Annotated in this window: 11 protein-coding genes; 9 read left to right on the top strand and 2 right to left on the bottom strand. The window is 59.5% G+C overall.

Annotated elements, in window-relative coordinates; all coding sequences use genetic code 11:
* The first annotated feature begins 79 nt into the window (after window positions 1–79).
* From WX88_RS08185 to WX88_RS08175, 3 genes are all read left to right on the top strand, one after another.
* Window positions 80–814 (top strand): hypothetical protein, encoded by a 735-nt coding sequence (locus tag WX88_RS08185; RefSeq protein ID WP_052732481.1) that lies wholly within the window; start codon window positions 80–82, stop codon window positions 812–814.
* Window positions 815–1,518: 704 nt separating this feature from the next.
* Window positions 1,519–3,033 carry an ArnT family glycosyltransferase gene (locus tag WX88_RS08180; protein ID WP_156176018.1) on the top strand — a complete coding sequence of 505 codons (1,515 nt, stop codon included), beginning with the start codon at window positions 1,519–1,521 and terminating at the stop codon, window positions 3,031–3,033.
* A 303-nt stretch (window positions 3,034–3,336) separates the two neighbouring features.
* Window positions 3,337–5,037 carry a DUF6044 family protein gene (locus WX88_RS08175; RefSeq protein WP_156176017.1) on the top strand — a complete coding sequence of 567 codons (1,701 nt, stop codon included), beginning with the start codon at window positions 3,337–3,339 and terminating at the stop codon, window positions 5,035–5,037.
* A gap of 123 nt (window positions 5,038–5,160) precedes the next feature.
* Here the strand turns inward: WX88_RS08175 and lysA are convergent, their stop codons facing one another.
* Window positions 5,161–6,387, bottom strand: a complete 1,227-nt coding sequence (gene lysA, locus WX88_RS08170) for a diaminopimelate decarboxylase (protein ID WP_046243882.1) — start codon at window positions 6,385–6,387, stop codon at window positions 5,161–5,163.
* A gap of 92 nt (window positions 6,388–6,479) precedes the next feature.
* Between lysA and WX88_RS08165 the strand changes: the two genes are divergently transcribed.
* Window positions 6,480–7,010 carry a DinB family protein gene (locus WX88_RS08165; protein WP_046243881.1) on the top strand — a complete coding sequence of 177 codons (531 nt, stop codon included), beginning with the start codon at window positions 6,480–6,482 and terminating at the stop codon, window positions 7,008–7,010.
* Between the two features lie 14 nt (window positions 7,011–7,024).
* Here the strand turns inward: WX88_RS08165 and namA are convergent, their stop codons facing one another.
* Window positions 7,025–8,116 carry an NADPH dehydrogenase NamA gene (gene namA / locus WX88_RS08160; RefSeq protein WP_046243880.1) on the bottom strand — a complete coding sequence of 364 codons (1,092 nt, stop codon included), beginning with the start codon at window positions 8,114–8,116 and terminating at the stop codon, window positions 7,025–7,027.
* Window positions 8,117–8,741: 625 nt separating this feature from the next.
* Between namA and WX88_RS08155 the strand changes: the two genes are divergently transcribed.
* From WX88_RS08155 to WX88_RS08135, 5 genes are all read left to right on the top strand, one after another.
* Entirely contained in the window at window positions 8,742–9,638 is an 897-nt protein-coding gene (locus WX88_RS08155) for a prephenate dehydratase (RefSeq protein ID WP_072052969.1), read from the top strand.
* Between the two features lie 155 nt (window positions 9,639–9,793).
* Entirely contained in the window at window positions 9,794–11,011 is a 1,218-nt protein-coding gene (locus WX88_RS08150; protein ID WP_046243879.1) for a pyridoxal phosphate-dependent aminotransferase, read from the top strand.
* Window positions 11,012–11,054: 43 nt separating this feature from the next.
* Window positions 11,055–11,927 (top strand): prephenate dehydrogenase, encoded by an 873-nt coding sequence (locus tag WX88_RS31345; protein ID WP_231590656.1) that lies wholly within the window; start codon window positions 11,055–11,057, stop codon window positions 11,925–11,927.
* Window positions 11,928–12,017: 90 nt separating this feature from the next.
* Window positions 12,018–13,088 carry a chorismate mutase gene (locus WX88_RS31340; protein ID WP_046243877.1) on the top strand — a complete coding sequence of 357 codons (1,071 nt, stop codon included), beginning with the start codon at window positions 12,018–12,020 and terminating at the stop codon, window positions 13,086–13,088.
* Window positions 13,089–13,240: 152 nt separating this feature from the next.
* The gene (locus WX88_RS08135; RefSeq protein ID WP_046243876.1) at window positions 13,241–13,714 is read left to right on the top strand and encodes an Hsp20/alpha crystallin family protein; all 474 of its coding nucleotides are present in this window, start codon (window positions 13,241–13,243) and stop codon (window positions 13,712–13,714) included.
* Window positions 13,715–14,154: the final 440 nt, after the last annotated feature.

Genomic DNA, 14,154 nt, shown 5'->3' with positions numbered 1-14,154 from the left:
TCTTTTGTCAATTAATTGGACAGTCCCAAGCTAGCTGCTGTGGTTGACTGCCACACTTCATTGCTTGACTTCTGCTGCTATGATTCGACTCCTCTTCTTGAGCGCGCTGCTACTGCTGAGCCTCGAACAAGCCACTGCCCAACACGCCACCGAACAAGTGCTGCACCTGAAAAACGGCTGGGTGTTGCACGGCCAATTGCTCAGCGCGCCCACCGCTGACCCTATTCGGCTGCAAACCGCCGACCGTAATGAGTTCGCGTTTCGTCAGGCCGAAATCGATTCCATGCGGCAGCAGCCCATTCCCCCGGCCCACAACCTGAACGTCGCCTATAAAGTCCGTGGCTTCGGGCATTTCACCGAGCTGGGTGCCCTGGCTGGCCGCAACACCAGCAGTTCCGTCAATACCTCGGCGTTCTCGTTCCAAACCGTGAACGGCTACAAGTTCAATCAGTGGGTATTTGCCGGCCTGGGTGTGGGCGCCGACCTCTACGCTACCCAGAGCCTGGTGCCGGTATTTGCCAGCCTGCGCGGGGACTTCACCCGCCGCGGCACGCTTTTACCTTTCTATTTCCTCGACGCCGGTTACGGCTTCAACATCACCGGCAAGGACAACAATCTTAGTCAGCCCGTTACCTACGAAGGCGGCTCGCTCTGGGCCGCTGGTGTGGGCATGAAAGTATTATTCAATAACAATACCGGCTTTCTCGTGAGCCTGGCCTACCGCACCCAGCGGACCACTCTCACCCGCGACAACGTGGCGCCCGAGCGCGTTGTCTTCGAGCGAATTGCTGTGCGGGCCGGCTTTGCTTTTTAGTTAATGGGTGGGTCCGATTCTAGCGTAGTGCAGCTCAACAACCGTCGCAGACCCGGCCAGCGGCCTATTGAGCTTGCTTACAAGCCCAATAGGCCGCGCCAAAAAAGTTTTACTGATTACAGCAGCCTTTCACTAGGTCCGCTGGTCTAGGCGTTAACAGGTTGCTTCGAGGCTATTTAGTAGCCCGGGGGTTTCCAGGTTGTGCCTTTACCAGTGCTCCTTTTCATGCGCTTTATTCATCAAAACAACGTGCTTATTCTGGTCAAAAGATGCCAGCAACAACCCCGATTTAGGCTAGGTGCCAACCCGTGTTGTCGCACAGCTAGTGAGTACCGCTAAAATCGCCAGTGAAGCCGTATTCGGACTCACCGCTTTCATTATTCCAATTAATGCAAAGCTCACGAAGCGAGTGAGCAAGAACAGCCCCTCTAAAACCAGGCCTATTGCGTCTGCCAAAAATAGAAGAAGTACGCCGGTCACCCCGGGTATATAAACAAGTCATGTTTCTAGTAAGACGAGCATAACCGCCTTGCTTTCAAGTCGCCCTGCCCTATATCCGGGTCTGGCCGCCGCACTTCCGATAAAGGCAGCCTTTCTTCCTAACCAACCACTACCGCTACCCCACCAGCGCCTGCAATTGGCCCTGGCCTAACTGCGCGCGCAGTAAAATCTAGCAATACCCTCCTTCAACTTGCCCTCGCTTGGTGTCCGCCGCTTCTCGCTTGCCCCAGTCTTTTCCCCGTTTCTGGCAGACCATTATCCTGTTCCTCGTTGTGGTACTGGCCCTTACCTGGGGCACCTGGGAACTTTCGCTGCTCAACTATGACGAGGCCCGTCTGGCTCTGAATGCCGTAGCAATGGCCCGGCGCGGCGACTGGCTCGTGACGTACTACCGGGGCCTGCCCGACCTCTGGAACACTAAGCCCCCGCTGCTTATCTGGCTGCAAGCTCTGAGCATCAGGGTTCTGGGTATCTCCGAATTCAGTGTGCGGTTGCCTTCTATGGTGGCTTCGGTGGCTACTGCAATGCTGCTGTACTATTTCGCCGGCCGGGTATTACGCAGCTGGAAGCTGGGGGCGCTGGCCGCGCTCATCCTGGTTACCAGCAAGGGGTTCAACTGGCTGCACATGGCCCGCACCGCTGATTATGACGCCCTACTTACCTGTTGGCTCACGGGCTTGGGCCTGGCTTTTTTCACGTGGTTGCGCACCAACCAGCCCCGCTATTTGTGGCTGGCCGCTGGGTTTGAGGCGTTGGCGCTGCTTACCAAGTGCGCTGCGGCCGTACTGCCATTGCCCGGCTTGGCAATGGCTCTGCTCTGGCCCATTTGGCAGCCGCGTTGGCGCCAGCCAGCGCTTTATGGGGCCGCGGTAGCGGCAGTCCTGCCGTTGCTGGCATTCTACTGGCTGCGTGAGGCGGCAGGCCCGGGCTATCTGGCCGCCACTTGGTACAACGACTGGGCGGGCCGATACACGCAACTCATTATCAATAGTGATAACCCGTGGTGGTTTTATCTGCTATGGCTGGTGCTCGGGTCAGGAGTCTGGGTGGTGTGGCTGGTGCTGGGCATTTACCAAGGCCTGCGAGAACCGGAGCCGGTGCGGCGCGAATTCACTCGGTTTGCGGCGGTTTACGTGGGGCTGGGGCTGCTGCTAATTTCGGTGGCCCGCTCGCGGCTGGCCTGGTATAGCACCCCGCTGTTTCCGTTCACTTCGCTGCTGGCGGCGTTGGGGCTGGCAGCCAGCATCCGGTGGGCCCGGGCGCGTTGGTCCCCTGTCATCGTTACTGCGGCTACGGCTTTACTTTTCACCGGCGCGGGTAGCTACTTGTTGCTCGCGCTCCACAGTAAGGCGCAAGATGAAGCCAAGAACTTTCAGGCCCGCTACGCGCACCACCTGCCCGAAGTGGCTCGTCTGCACCCATCTAATGAGCGCCTGACGATTCTCTACGAGCGCTACAACGCCTCACTCCACTTCTACCTGTTGCCCTGGGATGCCGCCCATCGGCCTTACCGTGCGCTGACCCTTACCCCGGCCCATCTGCGCCAGTTGCAGCCCGGCGAAAAGGTTTTTGTCTGCGTCGATAAGTACGCGGCACGTCTGCAACAACACTACGTAGTGAAGCAATTGGCGGCAATAGGTCCTTGTTATTACCTTCAAATAGTAGCTCGGCGGCCCGCTGCAACGGCCGGAGCACCGATGGGCGTGCTGGCGCGATAGCATCCTCGTGGCTCAGGTCAGTCCGCGTCAGTCGCGGGTGTACTACATTCGCTACATGTAGTATCTTTCTTGCTGATAGGGATTTGAGTATCGCAGGGCCATGCCCGCCCTGTAGGCCTTTAGGGCCCTTTGGAGTGCTGCCCCCTCAGAACCGTCATGATTGATGACCTTTACGGGCCTGTATGAATCTCTTTTGCTTTGAAAGCTCATTCCATGAAGTTCCCCGGCACGCTGGTTCGCCTTCCAGCAGCCAAAAGGCCACGCTTTCTTCTGTTAAATGCAATCAAGGAGCGTAACCATCTTTTGCCGCCCCTGCGCCTGGCTCTGCTTGGATTAGCTCTTTTTTTACTGCCATTCGCACTCCTGCGCGACCATAGCTACATTACTATTCACGACAATCTCGACACCGAAATCAGCATTCTGTACTTGCTGAATAAGTTTCGGGTAGCGTTAGATTATCGGCTCAGTACCTTGATGCCTAGTATTATGAATGGGTTGCCACGCAATGCTTTGCGGCCCGGTCTAAGCCCAACGGTCTGGCTGTTTGGGGTGCTCTCACCGCTTCCGGCTTATCTGGCTCATCAGGCTCTGGTGCGGCTATTGGGGCTGCTGGGTATGTATGCCCTGTTGCGCCGGTGCTGGCTGCCCGGCCCTGGCCGGCGGGGGCTGGCGGCGGGGCTGGCGCTCACCTGGGCAACACTACCAACCTATTCAATCTACGGGCTGACCGTGCTGGGGCAGCCGGCGTTGCTATTGGCCGTGCTGCGCTTGCGGGCCGGGCGCGGCCGTTGGTGGGACTGGCTGACTGTTGCGGTATTTCCAGTGTGGTCGTGGTTTGTATTGGTAGGCCCGTTTATCTGGGGGGCATTGGCGGCGCTGACTCTTTACGATGTCCGGCACGGCCGGCGAGCGGCGGCCAAGCGAATAGGAGCCTGTCTGGCCCTGCTCTTGCTGCTAGATGTGGTAGTAGAGTGGCCGTTGTTTTACTCGCTGCTCGTGGCCCGGCAGTTCGTCTCGCATCGGGTCGAGCACGATTTAACGCAGCTGGCACCGTCGGGGCTGGGCGCGGGCCTACGGCTGATGGCGAACTATCTAGTGTTGGGACAATACCATGCGAGCAAGTTTTTTCGGGGGACTATGGCGCTGGCTGTGCTGGCCGCCCTGGCCTGGGCCCCCGGGGGCAAGTGGCGTACGGCTCGCCAACTGGCCCCGTGGCTGGCAGGCTTGGTAGCAGTAGCCGCGTTTTGCGGATTCATCCGCCAGGCTGTGGCTGTCGTGCAGCATGAGTTGCCCCTGCTGCACGCCTTCAATCTTACCCGGCTGGGCTTTTTGCTCCCATTGGCGTGCTTCGGCGTCTTGGCCCTGAGCCTGCGCCTATTGCCGCCCGCGCGGCGGTCGGTATGCATGGCACTGGTGGCTGCCCAATTGCTCACAGGCCTGCTCATGAATACTGAATGGACCAACAACCTGCGGGAACTGGCCGGGCACCCGCGTCCGCACGAGCCGAACTACGCACGCTACGTGGCCGCTCCCCTATTTCAATCTATTAAGGACTATCTGGCGCGGCGTACGGGGCTGCCGCCCGCTGGCTACCGGGTTGCCTGTCTGGGCCTCGCGCCCGCCGTGGCGCAGCTGAACGATTTTTATACCCTCGACAGCTACCAGAACAACTACCCGCTGTCGTACAAGCACCGGTTCCGGCCGATTATTGCCGGCGAGCTGGCCAAAGACGCTGATTTGCGGGCCTACTTCGACGCCTGGGGCAACCGCTGCTTTCTGGTTTCGCACGAGCTGGGCCGCGATTACCTCGTTGCCGGTACTCCGCAGCGCACCGTGCAGGATTGGGCATTCGATGCCCGGGCATTTCGGCGCCTCGGAGGCCGGTTTGTTTTGAGCGCCGCCCGGTTGGCCACGCCCATCCGGAGTGGCCTTCAGCCTCTAGCCGATTTTACAGACTCCCGGTCGTACTGGCATATCTACCTCTATCAAGTAGCTGACGAATAAAGTAGTCATGCAGTCAGTTCCTCTTTTTGGGGAACTGACTGCCCTTTTCGCTGAACCAGTTTGGGTTTGGTCCCAACTAATTGCTCTTTTGGGGGAACTGCTTCGAAGTTTAGAACACGACGACTATGCCCGCGCTACTTCCGCCGTGTCCACCTGCCCGGCTAGCAAGTCTTCGAACGTCTGCCGCTTGCGAATCAGCCGCAGTTCGCCGCTTTCGTCCAGCAGTACCTCGGCGGGCCGGGTGCGCGAGTTGAAGCTGCTGCTCATCTCGAAGCCGTAGGCCCCGGCGTTGTGGAAAGCCAGCAGGTCGTTTTCGCGGATGTCTGGCAGCAGCCGGTCCCAGGCGAAGGTATCGGTTTCGCAGATGTTGCCCACCACCGTGTACAGCCGTTCCGTGCCCTTGGGGTTGGTCAGGTTGCTGATGTGGTGGTAGCTGTCGTAGAACATGGGCCGAATCAGGTGGTTAAAACCCGAATTGACGCCTGCGAATACCGTGGCGGTGGTTTGCTTCACCACGGCCACGTTCACCAGCAGGTAGCCGCTTTCGCTCACCAGATACTTGCCCGGCTCAAACCAGCACTCCAGCGGCCGGCCGTATTCCTGCTCGAAAGTCTGGAATGCCGCCGCCACCTGCTGGCCGAGCGCAGCCACGTCGGTTTCCGCATCGCCGGGCTTGTAGGGTACTTTGAAGCCCGAGCCGAGGTCCAGAAAGTCCAGCTCGGGGAAGCGCCCGGCCGCGTCGAACAGGATTTCCAGCGCCCGCATGAACACGCCCACGTCCTTGATTTCGGAGCCCGTGTGCATGTGCAGGCCGCGCACGTGCAGGCCCGTGCCTTTCACTACACGCTCCAGGTGCCGCAGCTGGTGAATGCTGATGCCAAACTTGCTGTCGATGTGACCCGTTTGAATCTTGTAATTGCCCCCCGCTTCGATGTGCGGGTTCAGGCGCACGCACACCGGGTAGGAGCCGCCAAACGTGGCCCCGAACCGCTCCAGCAGCGAAATATTATCAATGTTGAGATTAACCCCCAGGTCTTTGGCTTCCACCAGTTCCTCAAACGTCACGCTATTGGGCGTAAACAGGATATTCTCTGGCTCGAAGCCTGCGTGCAGGCCCAGCCGCACCTCGTTGATGCTCACGCAGTCGAGCCCCGAGCCCAGGTTGTAAATGTGGCGCAGAATGGCCACATTGCTCAGGGCTTTGCAGGCGTAGAAAAAGCGCGTCTTATGCCCCGAAAAGGCCTTGGTAAGTTTGACGTACTGACCGGTGATGGTCGCCGAATTGTATACGTAAAGAGGGGTGCCGAACTGGTCGGCGGCGGCGCGCAGCGCATTGTTAATACCTGACATAATCACAAAAGTAAGGCGCACGAAGCGCCTTAGCTAAATATCAAGCCGGTAGTACATTCGCGGCTCTCCCATAGTTTCCCTGCTTCTCCTCTATGTCTCATCCCCAAACCCTCGAAGTCTGGCTGCGCGGTCCCCTGCCCGACGTGCCACCGCTATTGCAACCCATTGCCCACGCCCTGCTGCAAGCCCGCGAAGAACTGACGGCGGCCCTACAAGACTTCCCCGCCGAACTCCTCAATGAGCGGCCCAGCGGCGTGGCTTCGGTCGGCTTTCACTTGCAGCACCTGGCCGGCGTGCTCAACCGGCTGCTGACCTACGCCCGTGGCGAAGCCCTGAACGCCGAACAACTGGCTGCCTTAGCCGCTGAGAACTTGCCATTACCTATTGAGTCTGGCACGGTGGATCAATTGGTACAACGCTTCAGTGAGAAGGTAAACAGTGCTTTGGTGCAGCTGCGCACTACTGCCGAAACCAGCCTGACCGAGCCGCGCGGCGTGGGCCGGGCCCAACTACCGTCCACGGTCATTGGCTTGCTGGTGCATGCGGCCGAGCACACCACCCGTCACCTAGGCCAATTACTCGTGACGGCGCGGGTAGTGCAGGGTTTGGTGTCGCCTGCGTAGTTCGCGTTGCTGTCCTACCGCGAGCCTGCGGGTACAATTGTCTGCGGTTTGGCCCGCTCGTATTGCACCGGCCACGCCACCTCAACCCCCAGCTCATGCGCCGCGAACAGCGGGAAATACGGCTCGCGCAGAAACTCGCGGGCTAGCAGCACCACGTCGGCCTGCCCATTGGCCAAAATGGCTTCGGCCTCGGTCGGTGTGGTAATGAGGCCCACTGCCCCGGTCAGAATGCCGGTTTCCTGCTTGATGCGTTCGGCGAATTGGACCTGGTAGCCGGGGCCCACCGGGATGGGCGCCTTGGGCACGTTGCCGCCGGTAGAGCAATCTATCATGTCCACGCCGCGTGCTTTGAGCATGGCAGCCAACTGCACCGATTCATCGGCGTTCCAGCCGCCTTCGGTCCAGTCTGTCACCGAGATGCGCACGATGAGCGGTAGCTCGGCCGGCCACACCTCGCGGGTAGCGGCCACCACGTCGAGCAGCAGGCGGATGCGGTTTTCAAACGTGCCACCGTATTCATCGGTCCGGTGGTTGCTCAGTGGCGACAGAAACTCGTGCAGCAGGTAGCCGTGCGCCGCGTGCAACTCTATTACCTGGAAGCCCGCTGCCAATGCCCGCGCCGCCGCGGCCCGGAAATCAGTCACTACTTTCTGAATACCAGCTGCATCGAGGGCTACCGGCTGGGGGTAGTTATCGGCGAAGGGAATGGCGCTGGGGCCCACTGTCTGCCAGCCGCCTTCGCTTTCGGGCACCAGGCCCGTGCCTTTCCAGGGGCTGAGAGTACTGGCCTTCCGGCCGGCGTGGGCCAGCTGAATGCCCGGCACGCTGCCCTGGGCCAATAGGAAGGCGTTGATGCGCTGGAGCATGGGCACGTGCTCGTCTTTCCAGATACCAAGGTCGTCGGGGGTGATGCGGCCTTCCGGCGACACGCCCGTAGCCTCGACGATGATGAGGCCGGCGCCGCCCACGGCCCGGGTGCCCAGGTGCACGAGGTGCCAGTCGGTCGCAAAGCCATCCACGCTGCTGTACTGGCACATGGGAGATACAACAATGCGGTTTTTCAGGGTGACGCCGCGCAGGGCGAATGGTTCAAATAGCGTGGGCATGAGAAAGCAGCAGTAAAGGTGACTACAAGCTGCCTAAACCGGTTTTCACCGTCTTGGTTGTTAGGGTAGAGCTTTTGAGGTAAGCTTACATGGAGCGATTTCTATTCAGCATCTGGCGCAGCCTCATCCCCAGTTCTACTGCGCTTAATGCGTGCCGCCAAAAGAGAGCGGGGCCGAGAGGTCGGTCAGTGGAAAGAACATCAGCAGTCCCGTGTGGAATCTCATTAACCCTCAGCCCCCATTTTAACTAACACGAACCAGTACCGAAAATTTGTATTTCTAAAACTCATGCCTATCTTGCCGCCGTATTCATCACCCCATGTTCCAGACGCGCTACTTTTTTGGCTATTATTACTTCTACGCTACCGCGTAGAACGAGCCGCCGTTTGTAGCTAATCCTCAAACTCTCCCAGCGCCGCTCGTTCATCGGGAAGGCGCTTTTTTAATGCCCATTTCACACATGGTACCCACGCAGCAGTTCTACTTTACCTATGGCTATTACTTCTTCTATCCGAAGAAGCCGGCCCGCTGTTGCTAGTGTAAACCACCACACTCTCCGCCAACAACACCAGGGCCCCGCACACCGGAGGCCCTTTTTTATTGCCCATCTTTCTCACGCAGCGTCATGCCCAAGCACGTTTCCATTCAGGGGTTCCAGGGAAGTTTCCACGAAGTAGCGGCCCGCCAGTACTTTGGCGCCAAACCGGCCCTACTACCCTGCGCCACTTTCGGCGCGGTGGTGGCTCACGTGATGAATGGCACCGCCGAAGCCGGCCTCATGGCCATGGAAAACTCGCTGGCCGGCAGCATCCTGCCCAACTACCTGCTGCTGGAGCGCCACGCCATCCGCATTACCGGCGAAGTGTATTTGCCCATTCACCAGCACCTGCTGGCCCTGCCCGGCATCACGCTAGCGGAAATAGAAGCCGTGCATTCGCACCCCATGGCCCTGCGGCAGTGCGGCGAATTCCTCGACCGCCACCCGAACTGGAAGCTCGTCGAAACCGACGACACAGGCCACAGCGCCCAACTCCTGGCCGAAAACCGGACGCCCGGCGTGGCCGTTGTCGCCGGGGCTCAGGCCGCCGCGCAATTCGGCCTCCACATCTTAGTGCCCGCCATCCACGACGACCCGCACAACTACACCCGCTTCCTGGTGCTGGAGCGCGCCGAAACCGCTCAGCCCGACCCGCGGGCCGATAAAGCCTCCCTTTACTTCCACGTGTCGCACGCCCCGGGCAGCCTGGCGGGCGTGCTCACCCGCGTAGCCGCTCACGGCTTCAACCTGAGCAAGTTGCAATCGTGCCCGCGCCCCGGCCAGCCCTGGCATTACGGCTTTCATGCCGATGTGGAGTTTGAGGAAGTCACCCAGCTCAGTGCCTTGCTGACTGACTTAGGACCGGTAACCGAAGAGTTGCGGGTGCTGGGCACCTACCGCCGCGGCAGCATGGCAACAGAACACCAAACTTCCCTCCCTACCAAGGAGGGGACATTTTTGCGCAGCGAAAATTGGGGTAGTTGAATCGTTGAACGACTCGCGTATGGCTCATCGCAACCATTATTCTACCCCGCTTCTAACGCTCACAATAATCTGCGTTTCAACCAAAGGCTGAGCAGCCGCTTCCTGATAAGAAAGTTACCCAAAATAAAGCCCTCAGTTAGCCTCGCCCCACCACCATGCAAATCCCCGTTGCCAGCCGGCTGGCCCACACCGGCGAATACTACTTCTCGCGCAAGCTGCGCGAACTAGCTGCCCTCAACGCCGCCGGCGCCAATATCATCAACCTGGGCATCGGCAGTCCCGATTTGCCGCCGCACCCCAGCGTGACGGCTGCTCTCACCGCCAGCGCGGCGCTGCCCAGTGCCCACGGCTATCAGGGATACCAAGGCATTCCGGCGCTGCGCGGCGCTATGGCCGGGTTCTACCAGCAGCACTACGGCGTGGCCCTGGATGCCGCTACTGAAATCCTGCCGTTGCTGGGCTCCAAAGAGGGCCTGATGCACGTGGGAATGACTTTCCTGGAAGCGGGCGACGCCGTGCTCATTCCCAACCCCGGCTACCCCACGTACCGCGCCGTGGCCGAAATCTGCGGGGCCGAAGTGCGCGAGTACGACCTCACGGCGGCTGCCGGCTGGCTGCCCGATTTGGATGCCCTGGCCGCCACCGACCTCTCCCGGGTGAAGCTCATGCTGGTGAACTACCCGCACATGCCCACTGGCGCGGCCGCCGACCTGCCGTTTCTCACGCGCCTCGTGGCCTTTGCCCGGCAGCACGACATCCTGCTGGTGCACGACAACCCGTATGGCTTTATTCTGAACGAAACGCCGCCCGTCAGCCTGCTGGCCGTGCCCGGCGCCCGCGAAGTGGCTATCGAATTGAACTCGCTCAGCAAGTCGCACAACATGGCCGGCTGGCGCGTGGGCCTACTGGCGGGCCGCGCCGACATCCTGGCCGATGTGCTCCGCTTCAAAAGCAACATGGATTCGGGCATGTTTTTGCCCGTGCAGCAGGCCGCCATTGCGGCCCTGGCGCTGGGCCCCGAGTGGTTTGCGGAGCTAAATGCCACCTACCGAGCCCGTCGCGAGCTGGTAGTAGAGCTGCTGCGTGCCGTGGGCTGCGCCCCCGCGCCGCGCCAAACGGGCCTCTTCATCTGGGCAGCTGTGCCTGCTGGCTTCGCCGACGGCTACGCCCTTAGTGATGCCGTGCTGGTCGAGGCCCGCGTTTTCCTTACGCCCGGTGGCATCTTCGGCAGTAATGGACTGGGCTACGTGCGCGCCAGCCTCTGCCAGCCCGAAACAGCGCTGCGTGAGGCGCTGGCTAGGGTTGCGGCTCGGCAGAAAACCGGTCCAGAACGCCCTGCTGAGCTTGTCGACGCAGCGCTATCCCAGAAGTAATCAATTACGAAATGACCTTAGCGACCCCTTCGCTCCGCTTAGCATGACTGCGCCTTTAATTTCCCATACTGCCATGACCGTCACCATCATCGGCCTTGGCTTGATTGGTGGCTCACTGGCCCTCAACCTGCGCAAGCACGGCTTGGTGCAGCGACTCATTGGTGTGGAGCAAAGCTCGGCCCATGCCCGCCGCGCCCTGGAATTGGGCTTGGTCGATGAAATCGATGACTTGAGCAGCGCCGTACGCCGGGCTGATTTAATCGTCGTTGCCGTGCCCGTAGATGCCATGGTAGCCGTGCTGCCGCCCGTGCTCGACGCCGTTGCGGCGCACCAAGTGGTAATTGATGTAGGCTCGACCAAGCAGGCGCTGCTGGCGGCCGTGGCTGGTCACCCGAACCGGGGCCGTTTCGTGGCCGTGCATCCCATGGCCGGCACCGAGCATTCCGGGCCGGAAGCAGCCTTCGCTGAGCTGTTCGAGGGAAAGGTCGTCGTGCTCTGCGACACGGCTAATAGTGACCCTGATGCCGTGCAGCTGGTGGAAAAGCTTTTTCAAACGGTGCCTATGCGCCTGCTTTACCTCGACGGGGCCGACCATGACCTGCACACCGCCTACGTGTCGCACATTTCGCACATCACCTCGTTTGCTCTGGCTCTCACTGTTTTGGAGAAGGAGAAAGAAGAGCAGCGTATTTTCGACCTTGCCAGCGGCGGGTTCGAGTCCACGGTGCGGCTGGCTAAAAGCGCACCGGCCACCTGGGTGCCCATCTTTCGCCAAAACCGGCTCAACGTGCTCGATGTGCTCGATGAGCACCTGCATCAGCTTCAGCACCTGCGTGAGCTGCTGGCGCGGGAAGACTACGTCGGCCTCACCGAGCAGATTCAGCAAGCCAACCACATCCGCAAGATTTTGCCTTAAGTACGTAAGTTGTTGAATAACAAATAGCCCAATTTGAAAAGTGGGGCACCTCTCAACTAAACAGAAACAACATATCCCATGATACCAACCATGAAATCCGCCTTATTCAACCGCCAGCCCGACGACAAGCCTTTCCTCATCTCGGGCCCCTGCTCGGCCGAAACCGAGGAGCAGGTGCTCGACACCTGCCAGCGCCTGGCCGCCACCGGCAAGGTGCAGGCCCTGCGCGCCGGCATCTGGAAGCCACGCACCAAGCCCGGCATGTTCGAGGGCGTGGGTACCAAAGGCCTGCCCTGGCTGAAAAAAGCTAGTGAGCTAACCGGCCTGCCCACAGCCGTTGAGGTAGCTACCGCCAAGCACGTCGAAGACTGTTTGGCTTTTGGCGTCGATATTCTGTGGGTGGGGGCCCGCACCACCGGCAACCCATTTTCGGTGCAGGAAATTGCCAATGCCCTGCGCGGGGTCGACGTGCCAGTACTGGTCAAGAACCCTATTCACCCCGAGCTGGAGCTATGGGTGGGCGCCGTGGAGCGCCTGCAAAAGGCCGGTGTAGCGCAGGTAGGCCTCATTCATCGGGGCTTTTCGAGCTACGGCAATACCGATTTTCGCAATGCGCCAATGTGGCACCTGCCCATCGAGATGAAGCGCCGCCTGCCTGAGCTACCCCTGCTCTGCGACCCCAGCCACATTTGCGGGCGGCGCGATACGCTGGCCATGGTGGCCCAACAGGCTCTCAACCTCGGCTTCGACGGGACGATGATTGAAAGCCACCAAAACCCCGACGCGGCCTGGAGCGATGCCAAGCAGCAAATCACTCCCGAAGTCCTTCACGACCTGATTGAGGGCCTGGTGTGGCGCCACGAAACCACCAACGAGCGCGAGTTCCTCACGGCGCTATCCAGCTTCCGCGAGCAAATCAATCAACTCGATGCCGAAATCATGCAGCTGCTGGGTCGGCGCATGAGCGTGGCGGAGAAAATCGGCCAGTACAAAAAAGAAAACGACATCACCATCCTTCAAACCAGCCGTTGGAACGAAGTGCTGGAGCGGGCCCTGCGCCAGGGCGCCTCGGTGGGACTGACGAACGAATTTGTGGAGCAATACCTGGCGGCTGTGCACCTGGAATCCATCACCCGCCAGAACAAAGTAATGGAGGCATAAGAGAGGAGGGCGAAGGTCGTGGTTTAAATAAAAAATGCCTATACGGTCCAGTATAGGTATTTTTTGGTGAAACATACGCTCTGCCAGGGTAGTAGAAAGCGCAGTGCCTGGCCGGGCACTGCGCTTTCTGTTTACCTCAAATTTTTTGCGTCATGGCCATTCAAAAGTATCAGGATTCATTCGCGGATATAATACCGCAGAGCTTTTCCAACATGCTCGACGGGTTCTTCCAGGATTCGTTGGCGGGCCGGGGTCGGGTGTCGGCGTTTTTGCCGCAAGTCGATGCCTACGAAACCGAAAAAGACTACCAGATTGAGGTGGCCCTGCCGGGGTTGAAGCGGGAAGACATTAAGGTGGATTTCCATCAGGGCCGCCTTACCATCTCGGGGGAGCGGCACTTCAAAAACGAGCAGAACGACCGCCGCTACCATGTGGTAGAGAGTTCCTACGGCTCGTTCCAGCGCTCGTTTCAACTGCCTGATAACGTGGAGCCGCGCCAGATTCAGGCTAATTTTGAGAACGGCGTGCTGCGGGTGATGGTGCCCAAGAATGAAGAGAAAACCATGCGCCACCAGATTCAGGTGCAGGGCAGCCAAGGCAACCAGAGTGCCATGGGCAGCGGCTAGATGTCAGAACGGATGGCTCAGCAAGCTACTGATGTGCCAGTGCAGGAAAGCAACAGCGATGGGCAGAGCGGTGCTGATGGCCAAAGTGCCCAGCGCGAGTCGGAGATGTCGGCGCACTAAAATAAAAGAGACAAGGAGCAAGGTATAAAGCTCCGGGTATATGGCTTGTACTGATTTTGTGCTAACAGTATATAAAAAGGTGCCTCAGATTGACTGGGGCGCCTTTTTTGTGTAGTTAGGTTTGTTTGAGTTGGAGTAGTACATACAGTGCCAGCAGTCTTCTAAAAATACGCTGTTTCGTGTCGCCGCCACACTGCATTGCTTGAAGCCTTAGGCGGCCTATCAGCCCTGGCAGGGTGAGTTACGGGTTTGGTGGAAAGGTTCTGGCAATGGCTTAGCAAACTCAAGTTGCGGGGTATAGGCAAGGCAAAAAAAGTCTG

The organism is Hymenobacter terrenus, from assembly GCF_000972495.1.
Lineage (GTDB): Bacteria > Bacteroidota > Bacteroidia > Cytophagales > Hymenobacteraceae > Hymenobacter > Hymenobacter terrenus.
The sequence above is the reverse complement of the archived record's forward strand: the minus strand, read 5'-3'. Positions and strand labels throughout refer to the sequence as shown.

Bases quoted from the DNA above. Each gene is read 5' to 3' on its own strand.
- WX88_RS08185 (WP_052732481.1), top strand. From the start codon at position 80: ATGATTCGACTCCTCTTCTTGAGCGCGCTGCTACTGCTGAGCCTCGAA.
- lysA (WP_046243882.1), bottom strand. From the start codon at position 6,387: ATGTCAGGTATTAACAATGCGCTGCGCGCCGCCGCCGACCAGTTCGGC.
- WX88_RS08165 (WP_046243881.1), top strand. From the start codon at position 6,480: ATGTCTCATCCCCAAACCCTCGAAGTCTGGCTGCGCGGTCCCCTGCCC.
- namA (WP_046243880.1), bottom strand. From the start codon at position 8,116: ATGCCCACGCTATTTGAACCATTCGCCCTGCGCGGCGTCACCCTGAAA.
- WX88_RS08155 (WP_072052969.1), top strand. From the start codon at position 8,742: ATGCCCAAGCACGTTTCCATTCAGGGGTTCCAGGGAAGTTTCCACGAA.
- WX88_RS08150 (WP_046243879.1), top strand. From the start codon at position 9,794: ATGCAAATCCCCGTTGCCAGCCGGCTGGCCCACACCGGCGAATACTAC.
- WX88_RS31345 (WP_231590656.1), top strand. From the start codon at position 11,055: ATGACTGCGCCTTTAATTTCCCATACTGCCATGACCGTCACCATCATC.
- WX88_RS31340 (WP_046243877.1), top strand. From the start codon at position 12,018: ATGAAATCCGCCTTATTCAACCGCCAGCCCGACGACAAGCCTTTCCTC.
- WX88_RS08135 (WP_046243876.1), top strand. From the start codon at position 13,241: ATGGCCATTCAAAAGTATCAGGATTCATTCGCGGATATAATACCGCAG.